The organism is Paenirhodobacter huangdaonensis, from assembly GCF_004022465.1.
Lineage (GTDB): Bacteria > Pseudomonadota > Alphaproteobacteria > Rhodobacterales > Rhodobacteraceae > Rhodobacter > Rhodobacter huangdaonensis.
Genome location: NZ_SAVA01000006.1, coordinates 160,851 through 181,443 on the forward strand (window position 1 = coordinate 160,851; position 20,593 = coordinate 181,443).

Below are 20,593 nucleotides of genomic sequence, written 5' to 3' on the forward strand. Positions count from 1 at the left end.
CGACAGGCCGAATAGTTTAAAGCTAAACCAGTTTCAGGGAGGCCCTCATGGACGAGTCACGGCACGAACCCGCGCGTCATCCCGCGCTCGACTACCACGAATTTCCGAAGCCCGGGAAGCTCGAGATCCGCGCGACGAAGCCACTCGCCAATGGCCGCGACCTGAGCCGCGCCTATTCCCCGGGCGTCGCCGAGGCCAGCCTCGAGATCAAGGCGGACCCGACCACCGCGGCGCGCTACACCGCGCGCGGCAACCTTGTCGCGGTGGTGACGAACGGCACCGCGGTGCTGGGCCTTGGCAACATCGGCCCGCTCGCCGCGAAGCCGGTGATGGAGGGCAAGGCGGTTCTGTTCAAGAAATTCGCCAATATCGACGCCTTCGACATCGAACTGAACCAGCCCGACCCGGAAAAGCTGGCCGAGATCGTCTGCGCGATGGAACCCGCCTTCGGCGCGATCAACCTCGAGGACATCAAGGCCCCCGACTGTTTCATCGTCGAGAAGATCTGCCGCGAGCGGATGAACATCCCGGTGTTCCACGATGACCAGCACGGCACCGCGATCGTGGTCGGCGCCGCGGTGACGAACGCGCTGCGGATCTCGGGCAAGACATTCGACCAGATCAAGATCGTCTCGACCGGCGGCGGCGCCGCCGGCATCGCTTGCCTGAACATGCTGCTGAAGCTCGGCGTGAAGCGCGAGAACGTCTGGCTGTGCGACATCCACGGCCTCGTCTACGAAGGCCGCGCCGAGGACATGAACCCGCAAAAGGCGGCCTATGCGCAGAAATCCGACCTGCGCACGCTCGATGACGTGATCGGGGGCGCCGACATGTTCCTCGGCCTTTCAGGCCCCGGCGTGCTGAAGCCCGAACATGTGGCAAAGATGACGGCGCGCCCGATCATCTTCGCACTCGCGAACCCCACCCCGGAGATCCTGCCCGACGAGGTGCGCTCGGTCGCCCCCGATGCGATCATCGCCACCGGCCGCTCGGATTTTCCGAACCAGGTCAACAACGTCCTGTGCTTCCCCTTCATCTTCCGCGGCGCGCTCGACGTCGGCGCGACGACGATCAACGACGAGATGCAGATCGCCTGCATCGAGGGCATCGCGGCGCTCGCCCGCGTCACCACCTCGGCCGAGGCGGCAGCGGCCTATCGCGGCGAGAAGATGACCTTCGGCCCCGATTACCTGATCCCGAAACCCTTCGATCTGCGACTGATCGGCGTCGTCTCCTCGGCGGTGGCGAAGGCCGCGATGGAGACCGGCGTCGCCACCCGCCCGATCGAGGACCTCGCCGCCTACAAGCGCGCCCTCGAGGGCTCGGTGTTCAAGTCGGCGCTGCTGATGCGCCCGGTGTTCGAAGCCGCCGCCACCGCCTCGCGCCGGATCATCTTCGCCGAGGGCGAGGACGAGCGCGTGCTGCGCGCCGCGCAGGCGATGATCGAGGAAACCACCGACCGGCCGATCCTGATCGGCCGCCCCGAGGTGATCGAGGCGCGGCTTGAGCGGATCGGTCTGCCGCTGCGCCCGGGCACCGATTTCGAGGTCGTCGACCCGAACAACGACCCGCGCTACCGCGACTATTGGGAGACCTATTACCGGCTGATGGCGCGGCGCGGCGTCACCCCCGACCTCGCCCGGGCGATCTTGCGCACCAACACCACCGCGATCGCGGCGATCGCCGTCCATCGCGGCGACGCCGACAGCATGATCTGCGGCACCTTCGGGCAATATCTGTGGCACCTGAACTATATCCGTCAGGTGCTGGCGCGCGACGGGCTGCACCCGGTCGGCGCGCTGAGCCTGATGATCCTCGAGGACGGGCCGCTGTTCATCGCCGACACCCATGTCCATCACGAACCGACGCCCGAGGAGATCACCGCCGCGGTGATCGGCGCGGCACGGCACGTGCGCCGCTTCGGGCTGGCACCGAAGGTGGCGCTGTGCTCGCACAGCCAGTTCGGCAACCTCGACATCGACTCGGGGCGGCGGATGCGGGCGGCGATGGCGCTGCTTGACGCGCGCGAGCCCGATTTCGCCTATGAAGGCGAGATGCACATCGACGCCGCCCTCTCGCCCGAGATCCGGCACCGGCTGATGCCCGAAAGCCGGCTTGAAGGCGCGGCGAACGTGCTGATCTTCGGCAATACCGACGCCGCCTCGGGGGTGCGCAACATCCTCAAGGCAAAGGCCGGGGGGCTCGAGGTCGGGCCGATCCTGATGGGGATGGGCAACAAGGCGCATATCGTGACGCCCTCGATCACCACCCGCGGGCTGCTGAACATCTCGGCCCTCGCCGGCACGCCGGTCGCGCATTACGGCTGAACCGGGCCGGCGCGGGGCATCAGCGCCCCGCGCCGGATGCAAAGCGAAGAAACTTTGCAAATTGCGTTATGCTGCTCGCGCGGCATCAACAAAACCCACTGCTTTGCAAAAGTTTGCGCAAGCATTGACCGAGGAACTGCAAAATTTTCCGGTCGGAATGTCGCATTCCCCGGTAACAATCTTGCAGGAATCTCTTAGCCTCCGTAACAAGAAAACCAGCTTGGAGGAGGCATACAATGGCATACAAGGACGTCTACGCTGCCTGGCAGGCCGACCCGGAGGGGTTCTGGATGCAGGCGGCGGAGCAGATCGACTGGGTCGAGAAACCCACGAAGGCGCTCTTCGACGAGAAGGCCCCGATCTACGAATGGTTCTCGGATGGCATGGTCAACACCTGCTGGAACGCGGTCGACCGCCATGTGCTGGCCGGCCGCGGCGACCAGATCGCGATCATGCACGAAAGCCCGATCACCCATTCGACCAAGGGCATCACCTACAAGGAACTGCAAAAGCGCGTGGCCTCGCTCGCCGGCGCGCTGCGCATGCGCGGCGTCGAGAAGGGCGACCGCGTCATCATCTACATGCCGATGATCCCCGAGGCGCTCGAGGCGATGCTCGCCTGCGCCCGCATCGGCGCGATCCACTCGGTCGTCTTCGGCGGGTTCGCGGCGCATGAACTTGCGGTGCGGATCGACGACTGCACGCCGAAGGCGATCATCGCCTCCTCCTGCGGCCTCGAGCCGAACCGCGTCGTGCATTACAAGCCGCTGCTTGACGAGGCGATCGACATCGCCACCCACAAGCCCGAGTTCTGCGTGATCTTCCAGCGCGAGCAGGAAGTGGCGAAGCTGATCGAGGGCCGCGACTTCTCCTGGCACGGCTTTCAATATGGCGTGCGCCCGGCGGAATGCGTGGCGGTCGAGGGCAACCACCCCGCCTACATCCTCTACACCTCGGGCACGACCGGCGCACCGAAGGGCGTGATCCGGGCCACCGGCGGCCATCTCGTCGCGCTGAACTGGACGATGAAGAACATCTACAACATCGAGGCGGGCGACCGGTTCTGGGCCGCCTCGGACGTGGGTTGGGTCGTCGGCCACAGCTACATCTGCTATGGCCCGCTGATCGCCGGCGCGACCACCGTGGTGTTCGAGGGCAAGCCCGTCGGCACGCCGCATCCGGGCGTGTTCTGGCGGGTGATCCAGAACAACCGGATCAAGAGCTTCTTCACCGCGCCGACCGCGCTGCGCGCGATCCGGCGCGAGGACCCGAACGGCGACTGGATCAAGCGCTACAAGCTGCACGAGATGCAGGCGCTGTTCCTCGCCGGCGAACGCGCCGACCCCGACACGGTGAAATGGGCACAGGAGCACCTCGGCGTGCCGGTGATCGACCACTGGTGGCAGACCGAGACCGGCTGGGCGATTGCCGCGAACCCGCTCGGCATCGAATTGCTGCCCACGAAGCTCGGCTCGCCCTCGGTGGCGATGCCCGGCTATGACGTGCAGATCCTCGACGAGGGCGGCCATCCGCTGCCCGACGGCGAGCTTGGCGCGATTGCGATCAAGCTGCCGCTGCCTCCGGGCACGCTGCCGACGCTGTGGAATGCCGAGGAGCGCTACAAGAAGAGCTACCTGAGCCACTTCCCGGGCTATTACGAGACCGGCGACGCGGGCTACAAGGACGAGGACGGCTATCTCTACATCATGGCGCGCACCGATGACGTGATCAACGTCGCGGGCCACCGGCTGTCGACCGGCGCGATGGAGGAGGTGCTCGCCTCGCATCCCGACGTCGCCGAATGCGCGGTGATCGGGGCCGCCGACGAGCTGAAGGGCCAGACCCCGCTCGGCTTCCTGTGCCTGAACAAGGGCTGCACCCGCGACGAGAAGGCGATCGTGCGCGAATGCGTTGCCCTCGTGCGCGACCAGATCGGCCCGGTCGCGGCGTTCAAGACCGCGGTCGTCGTCGACCGCCTGCCGAAGACCCGCTCGGGCAAGATCCTGCGCGGCACGATGGTGAAGATCGCCGACGGGCAGGACTACAAGATGCCCGCCACGATCGACGACCCGGCGATCCTCGACGAGATCACCGCGGCGCTGAAGTCGATCGGCTACCCGGCGGCATGACCGGACTGGCGGGGCCCGTTCAGGGCTCCGCCGTTTTCCGCCGCGTCGCGTGACGGAAAGTGCCATTTTCCCCGTAAACATTTCTCCGGATTCTGCTTTTATGATGCAAACCCCGGGCTTTCGGGGAAAGGTTTCGATATGAAGACGCATGACACGCCTTCCGTTCCGCCCGGTCCTGCGCCTGATGCGCAGCTGAAACTTGCACAGATGGCCCTGCTCGGGCACGACCTGCGCGCCGCCGTCGCCGATATCCTCTCCGCCCTGCGCCTTGTCAGCCGCGAAAGGCTTGATGATGCCGCGCGGCGCCAGATCGAGCGGGTGCGGATTGCAAGCGACCTCACCGCGCGGCTGCTCGACGAGGGGCTCGTGCTCGTCGCCGCGGAGGCCGAGGCGGTCGGGGCGCAACAGGTGCAGACCGCCCGGCTGCTGCGCGAGCTCGAGATCCGCTGGTCGGGCCATGCCCGCGAACGGGGCATCACCTTGCAGCTCACCCTCGCCCCCGACATGCCGCCGGTTCTGGTGGTGGATCGGCTGGCGCTGGATCGCGCAGTCTCGAACCTGCTGTCGAATGCGTTCAAATATGCGCGCAGGGGCATGGTGCAGGTTTCCTTCCGGCTGACCCCCGGCGGCTTTCTGCAGATCCGCGTGCGCGACGACGGCCCGGGCTTTCCGCCCGAGCTGCTCGGCCGGCTGCTCGAGCCCGGCCAGCGCGGCTCCACCCCGAACAGGCCCGGCTACGGCCTCGGCCTCGCCATCGCCCGCGACATGGCCGAGCGGCTCGGCGGCCGGATCGAGCTGCACAACCGGCCCGGCGGCGGCGCCACCGTCACGCTGATCGTGCCGATGCTCTCGACCCTGCCGCTGCTCGTCGAGGAAGGACCGACCTTGCCGGATCTGAGCGGGCTGCGCGTCCTCGTCGCCGATGACAGCCGCACCCATCAGGCGGTGATCTGCCACATGCTCGACGACATGGGGGCGACCTGCATCACCGCCGACCACGGCCACGAGGCGCTCGCCCTGCTCGCCGCGCGCGACTATGACCTTGCGGTGATCGACATCGAGATGCCCGAGCTCGACGGCCGCGGCGTCATCGCCGCCCTGCGCGCCAGCGAGGCGCAGCGCCGGCTGCCGGTCCTCGCCTGCACCGCCGACGCCCGGCCCGAGACCCGCGAGGCGCTGCTTGCCATGGGCGCCGACGCGGTGGTGCTGAAACCGCTGATCAGCATTCCGCGTTTCGCCGCGGCGGTCGAGCGCACCTTGCAGCGCGACCCGCGGCCGCAGCCCGAGCCTGCCAGAACCGACCCGGGCTTCGTCGACGGGCTGCTGATCGTCGACGCGACGCGCTTCGCCCGGCTGCTGGCGATTGCCGGCGAGGATGGCGGGCGCGAGCTGCTGCACCGGCTGCTGGCCGATCTGCGCGGCATCGACGCGCGGCTGCGCGCGGCGCTTGCGGGCACCGACGCGGCGGCGATCCGGCGCGAGATGCATATCCTCACCGCGATCTCGGGCGAGCTCGGGGCGCAGTCGCTTTACGACTGTGCCGCCGCGCTCGGCTCCGGCCTGCGCAAGGGCCGGGGCGAGACCACGGCGCTCCTCGGCCATGCAGTCTGCGAGCGGATCGCGCAGCTCATCGCCTTCACCGCCAACGAACTGAGCGCCCGCGAGGACCGGGCGGGAGAATGCCCGTGAACGAAGCCTCCGGCCCGCCGCGCACCGCCGATATCCTGCTGATCGAGGACACGCCCTCGCTCCGGTCGATCTATGACGCGCATCTGCGCAACGCGGGCTTCGTCACCCTCTCGGCCGCCTCCGCTGCCGAGGGGCTGGCGCTGTTTCGCAAGACCGACCCGGCGGTCGTGCTGCTCGACCTGATGCTGCCCGACCGTGACGGCATCGACCTGATGCGCGAGATGCTGGCGCTGCAGCCGCACACCGCGGTGGTGGTGATCACCGCCGACAGCTCGACCGCGCGCGCGGTGAAAGCGATGCGCGCCGGGGCGCATGACTTCCTCGTCAAGCCGGTCTCCGAGGCGCAGCTGATGACCACGCTCGGCAATGCCCGCGCCGCGGCCCAGATGTCGCGACCGCAGGCGGTGCCCGGGCGCGAGGCGCCGCTTGCCGGCTTCATCGGCACCTCGGGCCCGATGCGCGCGGTCTATGCCCGGATCCGTTCGGCCGCGCGGTCGATGGCGCCGGTCTTCGTCACCGGCGAGAGCGGCACCGGCAAGGAGCTCTGCGCCCAGGCGATCCATGCGCTCTCGCCGCGCGCCGCGGCGCCCTTCATCCCCCTCGACTGTGGCGCGATCCCGGCCGAGCGCTTCGAATCCGAGCTCTTCGGCCATCTGCGCGGTGCCTTTCCCGGCGCGGTCACCGACCGGCCCGGTGCCGCGGCGCTGGCCGATGGCGGCACGCTGTTCCTCGACGAGATCTGCGATCTCGCCCCCGAGCTGCAGCCGAAGCTGCTGCGCTTCCTACAAAGCGCGACGATCCAGCCGCTCGGCGCGGCGCGGCCGCAGCGCGTCGACCTGCGGGTGATCGCCGCCTCGGCGCATGAGCCGCTGCAGGCGGTGCGCGACGGACGGCTGCGCGAAGACCTCTACTATCGGCTGCGCGTCGTGCCGATCGAGATGCCGCCGCTGCGCCAGCGCCCCGACGACATCGGCCCCCTTGCCACCGAGACCCTGCGCCGCTTCGCCATCCTCGAGGGCCGCGCCTTCACCCGGCTCTCGCCCGCGGCCGAGGCGGTGCTGCGCGCCCAGCCGTGGAACGGCAATGTGCGCGAGCTGATGAACGTGCTGCGCGCCGCGACCGTGACCCATGACGGCGACGAGCTGACCGAGGAGATGCTGCCCGAGGAAATCCGCTTCCCGGCCGAGCATGCCCCGCCCTGCCCCGGGCTGAACCTGACCACGCTCGCCGGGCGCAGCCTGGCCGAGATCGAGCGGCTGGTGATCGAGGATTGCCTGACCCGGCACGACGGATCGGTGCCGCGCGCCGCGCGCGAGCTCGATGTGGCGCCCTCGACGCTCTATCGCAAGCTCGACACCTGGCGGAAGGATTAGGCGAACTGCTCGCGCATCAGCCGTTCCTCGAGCCCGTGACCGGGGTCGAACAGGATGCAGTGCTGCACCTTCGGCTCGGAACGGATCTCGACCCAGAGCACCGGCTTGACCGAGCGCGAGTCGGCATCGGCCATCACCGGCCGCTTCGCCGGATCGAGCACGTCGAAGCGCACGATCGCCGAGGATGGCAGGATCGCACCTTGCCAGCGCCGCGGCCGGAAGCTTGCGATGCCGGTCAGCGCCAGCACATCCGAGCCGATCGGCAGAATCGGCCCGTGCGCCGAATAGTTGTAGGCGGTCGAGCCCGCGGGCGTCGACAGGATCGCACCGTCGCAGACAAGCTCTTCCATCCGCAGCTTGCCGTTGACCGAAATGCGCAGCTTCGCCGCCTGCGGCCCGGCGCGCAGCAGCGAGACCTCGTTGATCGCCAGCGCCTCGTGCAGCACCCCGTCGACCGTCATCGCCCGCATCGCAAGCGGGTTGATGACCTCTTCCTCGGCCTGCGCCAGCCGCGCCGGCAGGTCGTCCGGGGAATAGTCGTTCATCAGGAAGCCCACGGTGCCGCGGTTCATGCCATAGACCGGCAGCCCCGCCCCCGCATGCAGCGTCTGCAGCATGAAGCCGTCGCCGCCAAGCGCCACGATCACATCGGCCGCATAGCGCGGCACCTGCCCGTAGCGCTCCACCAGTTCCCCAAGCGCCGCCTGCGCCGCTTCGGCATTGGCTGCAGCGAAATGGATGTGGTTCGGCCTGTTCATCTGCGCCCCCCGGGTTTCCGTCCTGATGTGACAAGCGACGATCGGAAACACAAGACGCGAATGGGGGCACGGATGCCGCGCCAAAACGTCCTGACGTCGTTTTGAGCGCTTTCGGCCTCGGAATTTCTGCGATAAACGGGCCGCGACCATCCCGTTCAGGAGACGCCCATGACCGCCCAACGCGACGCCGGCTTCTTTACCGAAAGCCTTTCCTCCCGCGACCCCGACATCTGGAAATCGATCACCGACGAACTCGGCCGCCAGCGCGACGAGATCGAACTGATCGCCTCGGAAAACATCGTCTCGAAGGCGGTGATGGAGGCCCAGGGCTCGGTGATGACGAACAAGTATGCCGAGGGCTACCCGGGCAAGCGCTATTACGGCGGCTGCCAGTTCGTCGACGTCGCCGAAAACCTGGCGATCGACCGCGCCAAGCAGCTCTTCGGCTGCGAATTCGTCAACGTGCAGCCGAACTCGGGCAGCCAGGCGAACCAGGGCGTGTTCAACGCGCTGCTCGCGCCCGGCGACACCATCCTCGGCATGAGCCTCGACGCCGGCGGCCACCTGACCCATGGTGCGCGCCCGAACCAGTCGGGCAAGTGGTTCAACGCGATCCAGTATGGCGTGCGCAAGCAGGACAGCCGGCTCGACTATGACCAGGTTCGTGCCCTTGCCCACGAGCACAAGCCGAAGCTGATCGTCGCCGGTGGCTCGGCCATCCCGCGGCAGATCGACTTCGTCGAATTCCGCAAGATCGCGGACGAGGTCGGCGCCTGGCTGATGGTCGACATGGCGCATTTCGCGGGCCTCGTGGCCGGCGGCCAGCACCCCTCGCCCTTCCCGCATGCCGATGTGGTCACCACCACCACCCACAAGACGCTGCGCGGCCCGCGTGGCGGCATGATCCTGACGAACAACGAAGAGATCGCCAAGAAGGTGAACTCGGCGATCTTCCCGGGCATCCAGGGCGGTCCGCTGATGCATGTCATCGCCGGCAAGGCCGTGGCCTTCGGCGAGGCGCTGCGTCCGGAGTTCAAGGACTATGCCAAGCAGGTCGTGGTGAACGCGCAGGCGCTCGCCGACGAGCTGATGAAGGGCGGGCTTGATATCGTCACCGGCGGCACCGACACCCACGTGATGCTGGTCGACCTGCGTCCGAAGGGCGTGAAGGGCAATGCGACCGAGAAGGCGCTCGGCCGGGCCCATATCACCTGCAACAAGAACGGCATCCCGTTCGACCCGGAAAAGCCCACGGTGACCTCGGGCGTGCGTCTTGGCAGCCCGGCCGGCACCACCCGCGGCTTCGGCGAGGCCGAGTTCCGCGAGATCGGCCGGCTGATCGTCGAGGTCGTCGACGGGCTTGCCGCGAACGGGGAAGAGGGCAATGCCGAGGTCGAGGAAGCGGTCAAGGCCAAGGTCGCGACGCTGCTCGCCCGCTTCCCGATCTATCCGACGCTCTGACCCGCCCGGCAGATCGCAGAATCGAAAGGCCCCCCACGCGGGGGCCTTTTTCATGCGCCCCGCTCAGAACAGGCCGCGCAGCCGCCCCACGGCGAGCACCAGTGCCGTGACCACGACGAGGCCGAAGACCACCGAGGCCGCGACCGAACGCACCAGCCCCTGCACCCGCGCGCCGCCGCCAAGCGGGCGCAGGTAGTTGACGCAGATGTCATAGGCTTCGGCGATCTCGCCCATGTCGGCTTGCCGCATCATCCGCGGCGAGGCGGCCAGCGCCTCGGCCTCGGCCAGCAGTTCCGCCGCCCGGCGCACCTTGCGCGGCAGCGCGCGGGAGCGGCTTTTGAGCCGGTCGCGCAGCGTGCGTCCCCGCGCCCCCAGCCGTTCGGCCAGAAGCTGCGAGACGCGCCCGGTCATCTGACGCAGGGTGATCGGATCCATCGGCGCTCCTCCTGGCGCAAAGCCTAGCCGCGCCGGCGCCCCCGTGCAACGTCCCCACGCAACGCGGCCACTGGAACAGCGGCGCCGGGCGCGCTACCTATGCGCCATGCTGAACGTCATCGCCCATGGCAGCGACACCGAGCTGCCCCCGCTCCTCATCGTCCCCGGCCTCTTCGGCTCCGCCCGCAACTGGGGCGTGGTCGCCAAGCGGCTGTCGGAAAAACGGCTCGTGCTGGCGCTCGACATGCGCAACCACGGCGACAGCTTCTGGTCGGACGAGCATTCCTACCCCGCGATGGCCGAGGATCTGGCCGGGGTGATCGGCCGGCAGGGCCGGGCCTGCGACGTGATGGGCCATTCGATGGGCGGCAAGGCGACGATGATGCTGGCGCTGACCCACCCCGGGCTGGTGAACCGCATCGTGGTCGCCGACATGGCGCCGGTGAACTACGACCACGGCGTCGCGCATGGCTATCTGATCGACGCGATGCAGTCGATGCGGATCGACGACATCACCTCGCGCTCGGAGGCCGACCGGCGGCTGAGCGAGCGGGTGCAGGATCCCTCGACGCGCGCCTTCCTGCTGCAGTCGCTCGAGCTGCGCAACGGCCCGGTGCGCTGGAAGTTCAACCTCGAGGCGCTGAAGAACAGCCTCGACGGCATCCTGGCCTGGCCCGACCCGCTGCCCGCCACCGCCCACCCCTTCGCCGGGCCGGCGCTGTTCCTTTACGGCAAGAACTCGGCCTATGTCCGGCCCGAGTATCACGCGCCGATCCGGGCGCTGTTTCCGAAGGCCGAGTTCGAGGGCATCGAGGGGGCGGGGCACTGGCTGCATGCCGAGCGCCCGCGCGAGGTCGAGGCCGCGGTCGAGGCCTTCCTGTCGCGCTGAGGGACTGCGAACAGGAGAAGGGCCGCCCCGGTTGCCCGGAGCGGCCCCTTGCGTCGACGGAGAGGGTCACAGACGCGCGGTGCGCATCCGGTCGATGATATTGGTCTTGGCGACGAACTGCTGGTAGAGCGCGCCGACGACATGCAGGCCGATCAGCACGAGCAGCACGGTGGTCAGCGCCCCATGCAGATCGCCCGCATCCTCGACCCCGCCGAACCAAGCCACCGCGCCGGCGGCGACGGTGAGGATCAGCACCAGATAGAGCCCCAGATGGGTGGCGGAGGCGATCAGTTTCTGAATCGCCGGTTCGTTCGCCGGGGCCGCGGGAACGCCGTTCTTGAAGCGCAGGGCGATCCGCCACAGCACCAGAACGAGAATGGTGATCCCGGTCGCCACATGCAGCGGCGCAAGAATCGAGGCGGTGATCTGCTCACCTTCGAGGCCGGCGTCGAAGGCTTCGCCGACGGCGTCGTTGAGCAGGAATTGCGGGATGAGGAGCACGGCGACAAGCCAGTGCAGGACGATGTGCAGGCGGGAATAGCCTTGCGGGGCGGGCATGATGACCTCCGGTTTCGGATAGCGCAGTGCTGCCATGCAGCATTGCCCCCGACAAGCCTGCAATTCCAGTAAAAAGGCGCCCTGCAACCTCAGTTGCAGGGACCTTTGCCGCGATGTCAGGCGTTCGCGACGATTTGCCGGGCCACCAGCCAGGCGGCGGGAATCGCCACGACGAAGCCGATGGCCGCCGCGGCCAGCATCGACTTCATGTCGAACATGTTCATGGTCAGCGCGGCGATGATGAGGACACCGGCAAGGGTCGGGCCGGCAAGCGCGTAGATGATGCCCATCAGGCGGATCATGGGAAAGGTCTCCGTTCAGGCGCGTTTCATGCATCCACAGATCATCATTTGCGCCGGGCGAACCTTGATCTGGGTCAGATCGGCGCGCCGGGGCAGCCTGTCCCCCCGCGGCGTGCTGTCGCAGCCCTAGCAGGCAAGCTCGAAGGTCGCCTCGCCGCTGTCGCCGATCAGCGAGGGGGAAGACCACATCCCCCGCCCCGGGCCGACCACCATGCAGCCCGTCGCCTGCGCCGCCGCGCGCTCCATCAGCGCCGGCACCGCGTCGCGCCCGGCACGGGAGAGATAACCGAGCCGGATCACCTCGACATGATCCTCCTTGCGGAAGACGACCAGGTGAATGCCGTCGAGCGTCAGGTCATGCCGCTCGGCGCCGAAGAACATCGGCCCCGGCTGCGCGCCGCAGGCCATCAGCATCAGGACGACAGGCAGGATCAGGACAGGCAGGCGCATCGGACCTCGCAGAGGGCTGAACCCCGCCAGTGTCCCGATTCACGGTTAACGGATCGTTAATTCAACCGGAGATGGCCGGGGGCCACCGCCGCGGGGCTTACCAGAACACCGGGCCCCAGGCCGGCCCCATGCGGCTCAGCCGCTCGAGATTGCCCGAGGTGTGGCGACCGATCTCGACCATGCTCGCCTCGAGCATCGCATCGGGGCCCTGACCGCGCAGCGCAGCCACCACCGCGGCTTCCGCCGCCTCGAGGGCCGCTTGGGCCTTTTCCGCCACCATCAGGGCAAATTCCGACGGCGGCGTCGCCCACAGACCTGCCATCCCGGCCAGGCGCATCGCGATCACGGATTGTGCCTCGAAGCCGATGCGGGTGGCCTGCAGCGCCAGCGCCACCGGCGAAATCGGTTCATAGTCCATCGTTACCCTCTCTCGCGTCCGTTCCCCGGCCTCGGCCGTATCTTCCTGTGTCGCACCGGGCTGCGTCTGAGGAAAACCTTTCTGCTTATGACGGTTTTCCGACGCCGGCGAAAGGGCGACTTTCGGACAATGCCCTGCCGATTTCCGCAATCCCGCCGTGATCCCGGCGGCCGGCTCTTGTCTTTTCTGCAACGGCAGCCAGATCTCCTCCAAGAGCAATTGACTTCCACTCCAGTTCCTGAACCCTAGAGTTCAGGAAGGGGCCAGTGCGGCAGGACGTGCCACGCTGGCTCTCTGTTTGAAGCGAACCGGGACAGACAATGATCAAACGTTTCATCATCGCGATTCTCGCACTTGTTCTCATCGGCGGCGGCATCGTCGGCTTCAATCTGTTCCGTTCGAAGATGATTGCCCAGTTCTTCGCAACGATGAAGCCCGCGCCGGTCGCGGTCTCGGTCACCGATACCGTGCCGCAACGCTGGACGCCCGGGATCGAGGCGATCGGCACCGCCTCGGCCGCCCGCGGCGTCGATCTGGCGACCGAGGCCTCGGGCATCGTGCGCGAGATCCGCTTCGCGTCGAACGACCATGTCGAGCAGGGCCAGTTGCTGGTGCAGATCGACGACCGCCAGGAACGCGCCGATCTCGCCGCCGCGCAGGCCGCGCTCGATCTGGCCGAAACCACGCTCACCCGGGCGCGCGAGCTGCGCGACCGTGGCGTCTCGGCCAACACCACGCTCGACACCGCCGAGGCCGAGGCGGTCTCGGCACGCTCGACGGTGACGAAGCTGATGGCGGTGCTCGAAACCAAGCAGCTGAACGCGCCCTTCGCCGGCACCATCGGCATTCCGCAGATCGAGGTCGGCCAGTATGTCACCCCCGGCACCGTCTACGCGACGCTGCAGGACATCCGCCACATGCGCGTCGACTTCACGCTCTCCGAACAGCAGGCGGGCATCGTCAAGCCCGGCATGTCGGTCACCGTCACCCCGGAATCGGGCGAGGACGTGCTTGCCGGCACGGTCACCGGCATCGAGCCGAAGATCGACCCGAACTCGCGCCTCGTCACCATCCGCGCCGAGCTGCCCGACGCCGGCACCACCCTGACCCCGGGCCAGTTCCTGCGGGTGCGGGTGAACCTGCCCGCGGAAGAGGGCATCATCGCCCTGCCGCAGACGGTGGTCTCCTCCACGCTTTACGGCGACTCGGTCTTCGTGGTGCGCTCGGAAACGCCCGCGGGGGCGAGCGAGGCACAGCTGGTGGCACGGCAGGTCTTCGTCACCCTCGGCCGCCGCGCCGGCGACAAGATCGAGATCGTCAAGGGCGTCCAGGCCGGCGACAAGGTCGTCGATGCCGGACAGAACAAGCTGACCTCGGGCGCGGTCGTGAAGATCGCCGAGGAGAACGGCACCGCCGTTCCGGCCGCCGGCAACTGAGGGACGCGCGATGCATTTCACCGAAATCTTCATCCGACGCCCCGTCCTGTCGACGGTGGTCGGCGCCTTCATGCTGCTGCTCGGCATCCAGGCCTATTTCAACCTGCCGGTCCGGCAATATCCCAAGGTCGACGAGACGGTGGTGACGATCACCACCACCTACGCCGGCGCCTCGCCTGACCTGATCCAGGGCTTCATCACCGCACCGATCGCCGAGGCGGTGGCGACGACCGAGAACATCGACTACGTCACCTCCTCCTCGGTGAATTCCGCCTCGGTGGTGTCGGTCAACATGAAGCTCGGTTCGGACCCCGACGCGGCCCTGACCGAGGTGCTGGCGAAGGTGCAGCAGGTGCGCGGCAAGCTGCCCTCCGAAGCCGATGACCCGGTGATCGTGAAGGGCACCGGGCGCACCTTCGCGCTGATGTACCTCGCGGCGATCAACCCGAACATGACGCCCGAGCAGCTGACCGAATACCTCGAGCGCGTGATCAAGCCGCGGATGTCGACGATCTCGGGCATCGCCGAGGTCAGCATCATCGGCGCCGCGAACTACACGATGCGGGTCTGGATCGACCCCGACAAGCTGGCCGCGCGCGACGTCACCGCCTCCGAGGTGCTGGCGGCGATCAAGGCCTCGAACTTCCTGTCGGCGCCGGGCAAGACCGAGAACATCAACGTCACCCAGTCGATCACCCTGAAATCGACGCTGCAGTCGCCCGAGGCCTTCGGCGCGCTGCCGATCCGCGCCACCGGCGACAAGGTGGTGCGGCTGCGCGACGTGGCAAAGGTCGAGCTCGCCTCGGACGACTCGGGCGAGATCGTCACCTTCGCCGGCCGGCAGGGCACCTTCATCGGGCTCTCGCCCACCCCCGCGGCGAACCCGCTCGACACCGCGCAGGCGGTGCGCGACGAGCTGCCGGCGATCAACAACGCGCTGCCCGACGGGATGAAGATCGAGCTCGTCTATGACACGACCGAGCAGATCTCGGCCTCGATCGACGAGGTGTTCAAGACCATCGGCGAGGCCGTGGCGATCGTCATCGTGGTGATCCTGCTCTTCCTCGGCTCGCTGCGCTCGGTGCTGATGCCGATTGTCACCATCCCGCTCTCGCTCATCGGCGTGATGGCGGTGCTGCTGGCGCTTGGCTATTCGATCAACCTGCTCACGCTGCTGGCCATGGTGCTGGCGATCGGCCTCGTCGTCGACGACGCGATCGTGGTGGTGGAGAACATCCACCGCCATATCGAGGACGGGATGAAACCGATCCCGGCCGCGGTGCAGGGGATGAAGGAGATCACCGGCCCGGTGATCGCGATGACGATCACCCTTGCCGCCGTGCTCTCGCCGCTCGGCTTCACCGGCGGTCTGACCGGCGCGCTGTTCAAGGAATTCGCCTTCACCCTGGCGGGCTCGGTGATCCTGTCCGGCATCATCGCGCTCACCATCACCCCGATGATGTCGGGGCGGATCCTGAAATCGGGTCATGCCTCGGGCTTCCAGGCCTGGATCGACAAGACCTTCGAGCGCTTCGCGGGCTGGTACGAACGGCGGGTCAACGGCTCGCTCGACTACCGTCCGGTGACGGTGACGGTGGTTGTCGTGCTGATCGCGGTGATGGGCTTCATGTTCATCCACACCTCGACCGAGCTCGCGCCGGAAGAGGACCAGGGCGCGGTGATCGCGATGCTGACCGGGCCGCGCTATGCGACCTCGGATTACACCGCGAAATACATCGACCGGATCGGCACCGACACCAAGGACATCCCCGAGCTGCGCACCTACTTCTCGATCGCCGGGTTCGGCGGCCAGAAGAACCAGGGCATCTACATCTGGGCGCTGAAGGACTGGGGCGATCGCGCCCGCAGCCAGAAGGAAATCCAGACGCAGATCCAGGCCTCGATCGACGCCTCGACCGGGCTCAAGGGCTTTGCCTTCGCGCCTCCCACCCTGCCGGGCACCGGCGGCGGGCTGCCGATCTCGGTGGTGATCCAGTCGATCCACGCCCCCGACCGGGTCTCCGAAGTGGCCGAGGAGATCCGCATCAAGGCGCAGAAATCGGGCAAGTTCATCATGGTGCAGAACTCGCTCAACTTCGATGCGCCCGAGGTCCGGGTGACGATCGACCGCGACCGCGCCGCGACGCTGAACGTCTCGGTCGCCGAGATCGGCAACACGCTTGGCCTGCTCGTCGGCGGCCCGGCCGTGGCGCAGTTCGACCGCGACTCGAACTCCTACGACATCGTCACCCAGGTGCCGAAGTCGTTCCGCGCGAACCCCGAACAGCTCGGCCAGTATTTCGTCCGCGCCTCGACCGGCGAGATGGTGCCGCTGTCCTCGGTGGTGAAGATCGAGACCGGGGTGATGGCCTCGACGGTCGAACAGTTCAACCAGCTGAACTCGGCCACGATCTCGGCACTGCCGATGCCCGGCCAGTCGACCGGCGACGGCCTCGCCACGATCGTGCAGATCGCCCAGGAGGTGATGCCCGAGGGCTTCTTCATCGACTATTCGGGCCAGTCGCGGCTCGAGGTGAAGCAGGGCAATACCATCGCGCTCGCCTTCGGCGCCGCGGTGCTGGTGATCTATCTCGTGCTGGCGGCGCAGTTCGAAAGCTTCCGCGACCCGTTCATCATCCTGATGTCGGTGCCGCTGACGATCTTCGGCGCGATCCTGCCGCTCAACCTCGGGCTCGGCACACTGAACATCTACAGCCAGGTCGGGCTGATCACCCTCGTCGGGCTGATCACCAAGCACGGCATCCTGATGGTCGAATTCGCCAACCAGCAGCGCGAGGAGCACGGCCACACCCGGCGCGAGGCGATCGTGCTTGCCGCCAAGACCCGTCTGCGGCCGATCCTGATGACCACCGCGGCGATGGCGCTTGCCGTCGTGCCGCTGGTCATCGCCAAGGGCGCCGGCGCCGCCGCGCGCGAGGCCATGGGCATCGTGATGTTCTCGGGCCTGCTGATCGGCACGATGTTCACGCTCTTCGTGGTGCCGATGTTCTACACCTTCATCGCGCCCTCGGACGCGGCGATGCAAAAGGCGCGCGAGAAACGGCTGGCGGCGGGCTGAGCCCCCTGCCCTGCCGCACAAGACCCCGCTGCCCCCGGCCCGTCCGGGGGCAGTTGCGTTTCGGAGGCCGCGCCATCTGCCGCCCCCCCATCCGCCGGCCCCTTGCATCCACCGCCCCGCCCCGCTTTGATGCCGCGACCTCACCCCGGACCTGCCCGTGCTGTTTCTCTATCGCCTGCTCCTGTCGCTTGCCCTGCCCGTGCTGCTGATCCGGCTCGGGCTGCGGGTGCTGCGCGGGGCCGAGCCTGCCGCGGCACTCACCGAACGGCTTGGCGGCGGCGCGCCCTCGGCGCCGGGGGCGATCTGGCTCCATGCCGCCTCGAATGGCGAGCTCGTCTCGGCGCAACCGCTGATCGCCGCGCTCTTTGCCGCGCGACCGGGGCTGCGGCTTCTGGTCAGCACGAACACCGTCACCGCCCGGGCGATGGCACTGGGCTGGGGCGACGACCGGATCGCGGTGCGGGCGGCGCCGCTCGACAGCCGCTGGGCGCTGTCCCGGTTTCTCGCGCGGCACCGCCCCGCCGCGCTGATCGTGGTCGAAAACGAGCTCTGGCCGAACCGGCTGCTCGGCTGTGCCGCCCGCGGCCTGCCGGTCTTCGCCATCGGCGCGCGGATGTCGGCACGCTCGGCCCGGCGCTGGCGCAGGACCGGGCTCGGCCCCCGGCTGATGCGCGCGATCACCGCGCTTTCGGCGCAGGACCCGGCCTCCGAGGCCGAGTTCCGCGCCCTCGGCCTGCCCGCCCGCGCGACGCTGCCGGTCGTCAACCTGAAGACCGCCGTGCGCCTGCCCGAACCCGATGTCAGCCTGGGCTGGCCGCGCGAGACGACCCTGCTCGCCGCCTCAACGCACGCGGGCGAGGAGGAGATCGTCCTGGACGCCTTCGCCCGCGCCCGCGCGGCCTCGCCCGCGCTGCGGCTGATCCTCGCGCCGCGCCACCCGCGGCGCGGCCCCGAGGTTGCCCGGCTGATCGCCGCCCGCGGCCTTGCCTTCGCCACCCGCTCGACGGGCGAGCCCGCCGCGGCGCCGGTGCTGCTCGCCGACACCATGGGCGAGATGGCGAACTGGTATGCCGCGGCAGGGATCTGCTTCATCGGCGGCACCCTTGTGGAAAAGGGCGGCCACACCCCGTTCGAGCCCGCCGCCGCGGACTGCGCGCTGCTGCACGGCCCCTCGGTCTTCAACCATGCCGAGGCCTTCGCCGCCCTCGATGCCGCGCAGGGCGCGATCCGGGTGCACGATGCCGAAAGCCTGGCCGCCGGTTTCACGATCAGCCCCGCAACGCAGGCCGATCTTGCCCGCGCTGCGCGCCGCGCCCTCGCCGCTCTCGCCGCCGAAGGGGCGCCTGCCCGCCTCGCACAGGCGCTTCTGGCCCGGATCGACGCCCAGAAACGCCGCTGAAACGGGCACTTCCCGACAATTTCAGCAATTCTTCGCCGAACCGTTACATGGCTGTTATGGAAATCTGCGGCATTTCGCCCTATTTTTTTACCTACAAGAAGATCAAGCGGCACAGCAGCCGCAACCACGGGCGAGGCCATGAAATTCGAAAGAAAGCTGGCCCTCCTGCGCGACGCGCAGGGAGCGGTGCCGGTCCAGTTCGCAGCCCTCTGCACCCGCCGCAAGGCCGGGCGCATTGAAGTGCTGCTCATCACCTCGCGCGACACGGGGCGCTGGATCCTGCCCAAGGGCTGGCCGATGGCGGGCAAGTCCGGCGGCGAGACGGCGCTGACCGAGGCCTGGGAAGAGGCGGGCGTCGTCGGCCATCTCGCAGGCGCGGCGCTCGGCAGCTATGGCGCGCTGAAGGAGCTCGTTTCCGGCAAGCCGATGCCCTCGCGCGTCGAGGTGCATCCGGTGCGGGTCGAACGGCTGGCGGCGAAATTCCCCGAGAAGGGCCAGCGCCGGCGCAAATGGATGACCGCGAAGAAGGCGGCGAAATCGGTGGCCGAACCCGAGCTTGCCGCACTGCTGCGGGCGCTGCCGCGCGGCTGAGCCGGCCCGGGCTTGCATTCGGCCCCGCTTCGCTTATCTCAGGGAAATCCCTTTCCCGCAGGCCGCCGATGATCCGCTATACGCTCAAATGCGATCAGGACCACAGCTTCGACAGCTGGTTCGCCTCCGCCGAGGCGTTCGAGAAGCTGCGCGCGGCCGGGATGGTGGCCTGCTCGGTCTGCGGCTCGACGGTGGTCGAGAAGGCGCTGATGACCCCCGCCCTGCGCCCCGCCCGCGACACCGCCGCCGAGACTGCCCCCGCGACCGCCGCGCATCCGCTCAGCACACCGCAGGGCGCGCTCGAGGCGGCACTGGCCGAGATGCGCCGGGTGATCGAGGAAAATTCCGATGACGTCGGGCGCGATTTCGTCGACGAGGCCCGCGCGATGCACTCGGGCGAGAAACCGGAGCGGGCGATCCGCGGCGAGGCCCGGCCGGACGAGGCCCGCGCCCTGCTCGAGGAAGGGATCGCGGTGACGCCCCTGCCCTTCCTGCCGCCGCGCAAGACGAACTGACCCCCTTGCAGCCGCCGCCGCAAGGCGCATGCTGCGGAAAAATGGCAAGGGAGAGAAGCACATGACCATTCTCATCACCGGCGCGAACCGCGGCCTCGGCGCAGCGTTGCTCACCCACTACCGCGAGGCGGGCCGCGCCGCCTTCGGCACCGCCCGCCTGCCCGAAGGCGACCTGCTGCCACTCGACGTCACCGCAGCGAAAAGCGCAGTGGCGCTGGCACAGCGGCTGAACGGGCTGCCGCTTGACCTGCTCGTGTGCAACGCCGGGATCTACCCCGACAAGGGCCAGGAGCTCGAGACCGGCTATGCCGCGCCGCTCTGGGCGCAGGGCTTCGCCACCAATGTCACCGGCGTTTTCCTGACGATCCAGGCGCTTTTGCCGAACCTGCGCGCGGCGAAGGGCAAGATCGCGATCCTGTCCTCGGCGATGGCCTCGGATGCAAACGCCCCTGGCGGCAGCTACATCTACCGCGCCTCGAAGGCGGCGGTGCTGAACCTCGGGCGCAATCTCGCCGCCGATCTGAAGCCCGAGGGGATCTCGGTCGGCATCTATCACCCCGGCTGGGTGAAGACCGCCATGGGCGGCCCCGGGGCGCAGATCGCGGCCGGGACCTCGGCCGCAGGCCTTGCCGCACGCTTCGACGCGCTCGGGCCCGACACCACCGGCTGTTTCGAGGCCTGGGACGGCACGCCGCTGCCGTTCTAAGAAAAGGAGGGGGCGCTGCCCCCTCTGCGCCCAAGGCGCATTCACCCCCGGGATATTTGGCTGCGATTGGAAGAGGAG

Annotated in this window: 18 protein-coding genes; 12 read left to right on the forward strand and 6 right to left on the reverse strand. The window is 68.3% G+C overall.

Features of this window, described 5'->3' with window-relative positions; all coding sequences use genetic code 11:
• Positions 1-47 precede the first annotated feature (47 nt).
• The 4 genes from EOW66_RS11785 (at position 48) to EOW66_RS11800 (ending at position 7,518) form a co-directional block, all read left to right on the forward strand.
• The gene (locus EOW66_RS11785) at positions 48-2,327 is read left to right on the forward strand and encodes an NADP-dependent malic enzyme (RefSeq protein ID WP_128156540.1); all 2,280 of its coding nucleotides are present in this window, start codon (positions 48-50) and stop codon (positions 2,325-2,327) included.
• Positions 2,328-2,563: 236 nt separating this feature from the next.
• On the forward strand, positions 2,564-4,456 hold the full coding sequence (locus tag EOW66_RS11790; protein WP_128156541.1) for a propionyl-CoA synthetase: 1,893 nt from the start codon (positions 2,564-2,566) through the stop codon (positions 4,454-4,456).
• Between the two features lie 207 nt (positions 4,457-4,663).
• Positions 4,664-6,145, forward strand: coding sequence for a hybrid sensor histidine kinase/response regulator (locus tag EOW66_RS11795; RefSeq protein ID WP_164881104.1), 1,482 nt, complete (start codon positions 4,664-4,666; stop codon positions 6,143-6,145).
• Complete coding sequence (locus EOW66_RS11800) at positions 6,136-7,518, forward strand: sigma-54-dependent transcriptional regulator (protein ID WP_128156543.1); 1,383 nt, start codon at positions 6,136-6,138, stop codon at positions 7,516-7,518. The genes EOW66_RS11795 and EOW66_RS11800 overlap by 10 nt, the downstream gene beginning before the upstream one ends.
• Here EOW66_RS11800 and EOW66_RS11805 read toward each other — a convergent pair.
• Entirely contained in the window at positions 7,515-8,276 is a 762-nt protein-coding gene (locus EOW66_RS11805; protein ID WP_128156544.1) for an NAD kinase, read from the reverse strand. The two genes, EOW66_RS11800 and EOW66_RS11805, sit on opposite strands and share 4 nt — an antisense overlap.
• 168 nt (positions 8,277-8,444) lie before the next feature.
• On the opposite strand from EOW66_RS11805, the gene glyA reads away from it, so the two are divergent.
• Positions 8,445-9,737, forward strand: a complete 1,293-nt coding sequence (gene glyA, locus EOW66_RS11810; protein ID WP_128156545.1) for a serine hydroxymethyltransferase — start codon at positions 8,445-8,447, stop codon at positions 9,735-9,737.
• Between the two features lie 63 nt (positions 9,738-9,800).
• Here glyA and EOW66_RS11815 read toward each other — a convergent pair whose 3' ends face one another.
• A complete protein-coding gene (locus tag EOW66_RS11815) occupies positions 9,801-10,172 on the reverse strand; it encodes a hypothetical protein (protein WP_128156546.1) in 372 nt (123 codons plus the stop codon).
• Positions 10,173-10,278: 106 nt separating this feature from the next.
• Here EOW66_RS11815 and EOW66_RS11820 point away from each other — a divergent pair, with 106 nt between their 5' ends.
• Positions 10,279-11,061 carry an alpha/beta fold hydrolase gene (locus EOW66_RS11820; RefSeq protein ID WP_128156547.1) on the forward strand — a complete coding sequence of 261 codons (783 nt, stop codon included), beginning with the start codon at positions 10,279-10,281 and terminating at the stop codon, positions 11,059-11,061.
• 66 nt (positions 11,062-11,127) lie between these two features.
• Here the strand turns inward: EOW66_RS11820 and EOW66_RS11825 are convergent, their stop codons facing one another.
• From EOW66_RS11825 to EOW66_RS11840, 4 genes are all read right to left on the reverse strand, one after another.
• A complete protein-coding gene (locus tag EOW66_RS11825; RefSeq protein WP_164880035.1) occupies positions 11,128-11,619 on the reverse strand; it encodes a cytochrome b in 492 nt (163 codons plus the stop codon).
• Positions 11,620-11,735: 116 nt separating this feature from the next.
• Entirely contained in the window at positions 11,736-11,921 is a 186-nt protein-coding gene (locus EOW66_RS11830; RefSeq protein WP_113899813.1) for a hypothetical protein, read from the reverse strand.
• 126 nt (positions 11,922-12,047) lie between these two features.
• Entirely contained in the window at positions 12,048-12,371 is a 324-nt protein-coding gene (locus tag EOW66_RS11835) for a hypothetical protein (protein WP_128156549.1), read from the reverse strand.
• Positions 12,372-12,468: 97 nt separating this feature from the next.
• Positions 12,469-12,789 (reverse strand): antibiotic ABC transporter, encoded by a 321-nt coding sequence (locus EOW66_RS11840; protein ID WP_113899815.1) that lies wholly within the window; start codon positions 12,787-12,789, stop codon positions 12,469-12,471.
• A 320-nt stretch (positions 12,790-13,109) separates the two neighbouring features.
• Between EOW66_RS11840 and EOW66_RS11845 the strand changes: the two genes are divergently transcribed.
• The 6 genes from EOW66_RS11845 to EOW66_RS11870 all read left to right on the forward strand — a co-directional run bounded on the left by EOW66_RS11845 (position 13,110) and on the right by EOW66_RS11870 (position 20,515).
• A complete protein-coding gene (locus EOW66_RS11845; protein ID WP_128156550.1) occupies positions 13,110-14,225 on the forward strand; it encodes an efflux RND transporter periplasmic adaptor subunit in 1,116 nt (371 codons plus the stop codon).
• Between the two features lie 10 nt (positions 14,226-14,235).
• Positions 14,236-17,304 (forward strand): efflux RND transporter permease subunit, encoded by a 3,069-nt coding sequence (locus EOW66_RS11850; RefSeq protein WP_128156551.1) that lies wholly within the window; start codon positions 14,236-14,238, stop codon positions 17,302-17,304.
• 157 nt (positions 17,305-17,461) lie between these two features.
• Entirely contained in the window at positions 17,462-18,703 is a 1,242-nt protein-coding gene (locus EOW66_RS11855; protein WP_164881105.1) for a 3-deoxy-D-manno-octulosonic acid transferase, read from the forward strand.
• Between the two features lie 138 nt (positions 18,704-18,841).
• Positions 18,842-19,294, forward strand: a complete 453-nt coding sequence (locus tag EOW66_RS11860) for an NUDIX hydrolase (protein WP_128156553.1) — start codon at positions 18,842-18,844, stop codon at positions 19,292-19,294.
• A gap of 68 nt (positions 19,295-19,362) precedes the next feature.
• Positions 19,363-19,809, forward strand: a complete 447-nt coding sequence (locus EOW66_RS11865; protein WP_128156554.1) for a DUF1178 family protein — start codon at positions 19,363-19,365, stop codon at positions 19,807-19,809.
• Positions 19,810-19,870: 61 nt separating this feature from the next.
• On the forward strand, positions 19,871-20,515 hold the full coding sequence (locus EOW66_RS11870; RefSeq protein ID WP_128156555.1) for an SDR family oxidoreductase: 645 nt from the start codon (positions 19,871-19,873) through the stop codon (positions 20,513-20,515).
• Positions 20,516-20,593 lie beyond the last annotated feature (78 nt).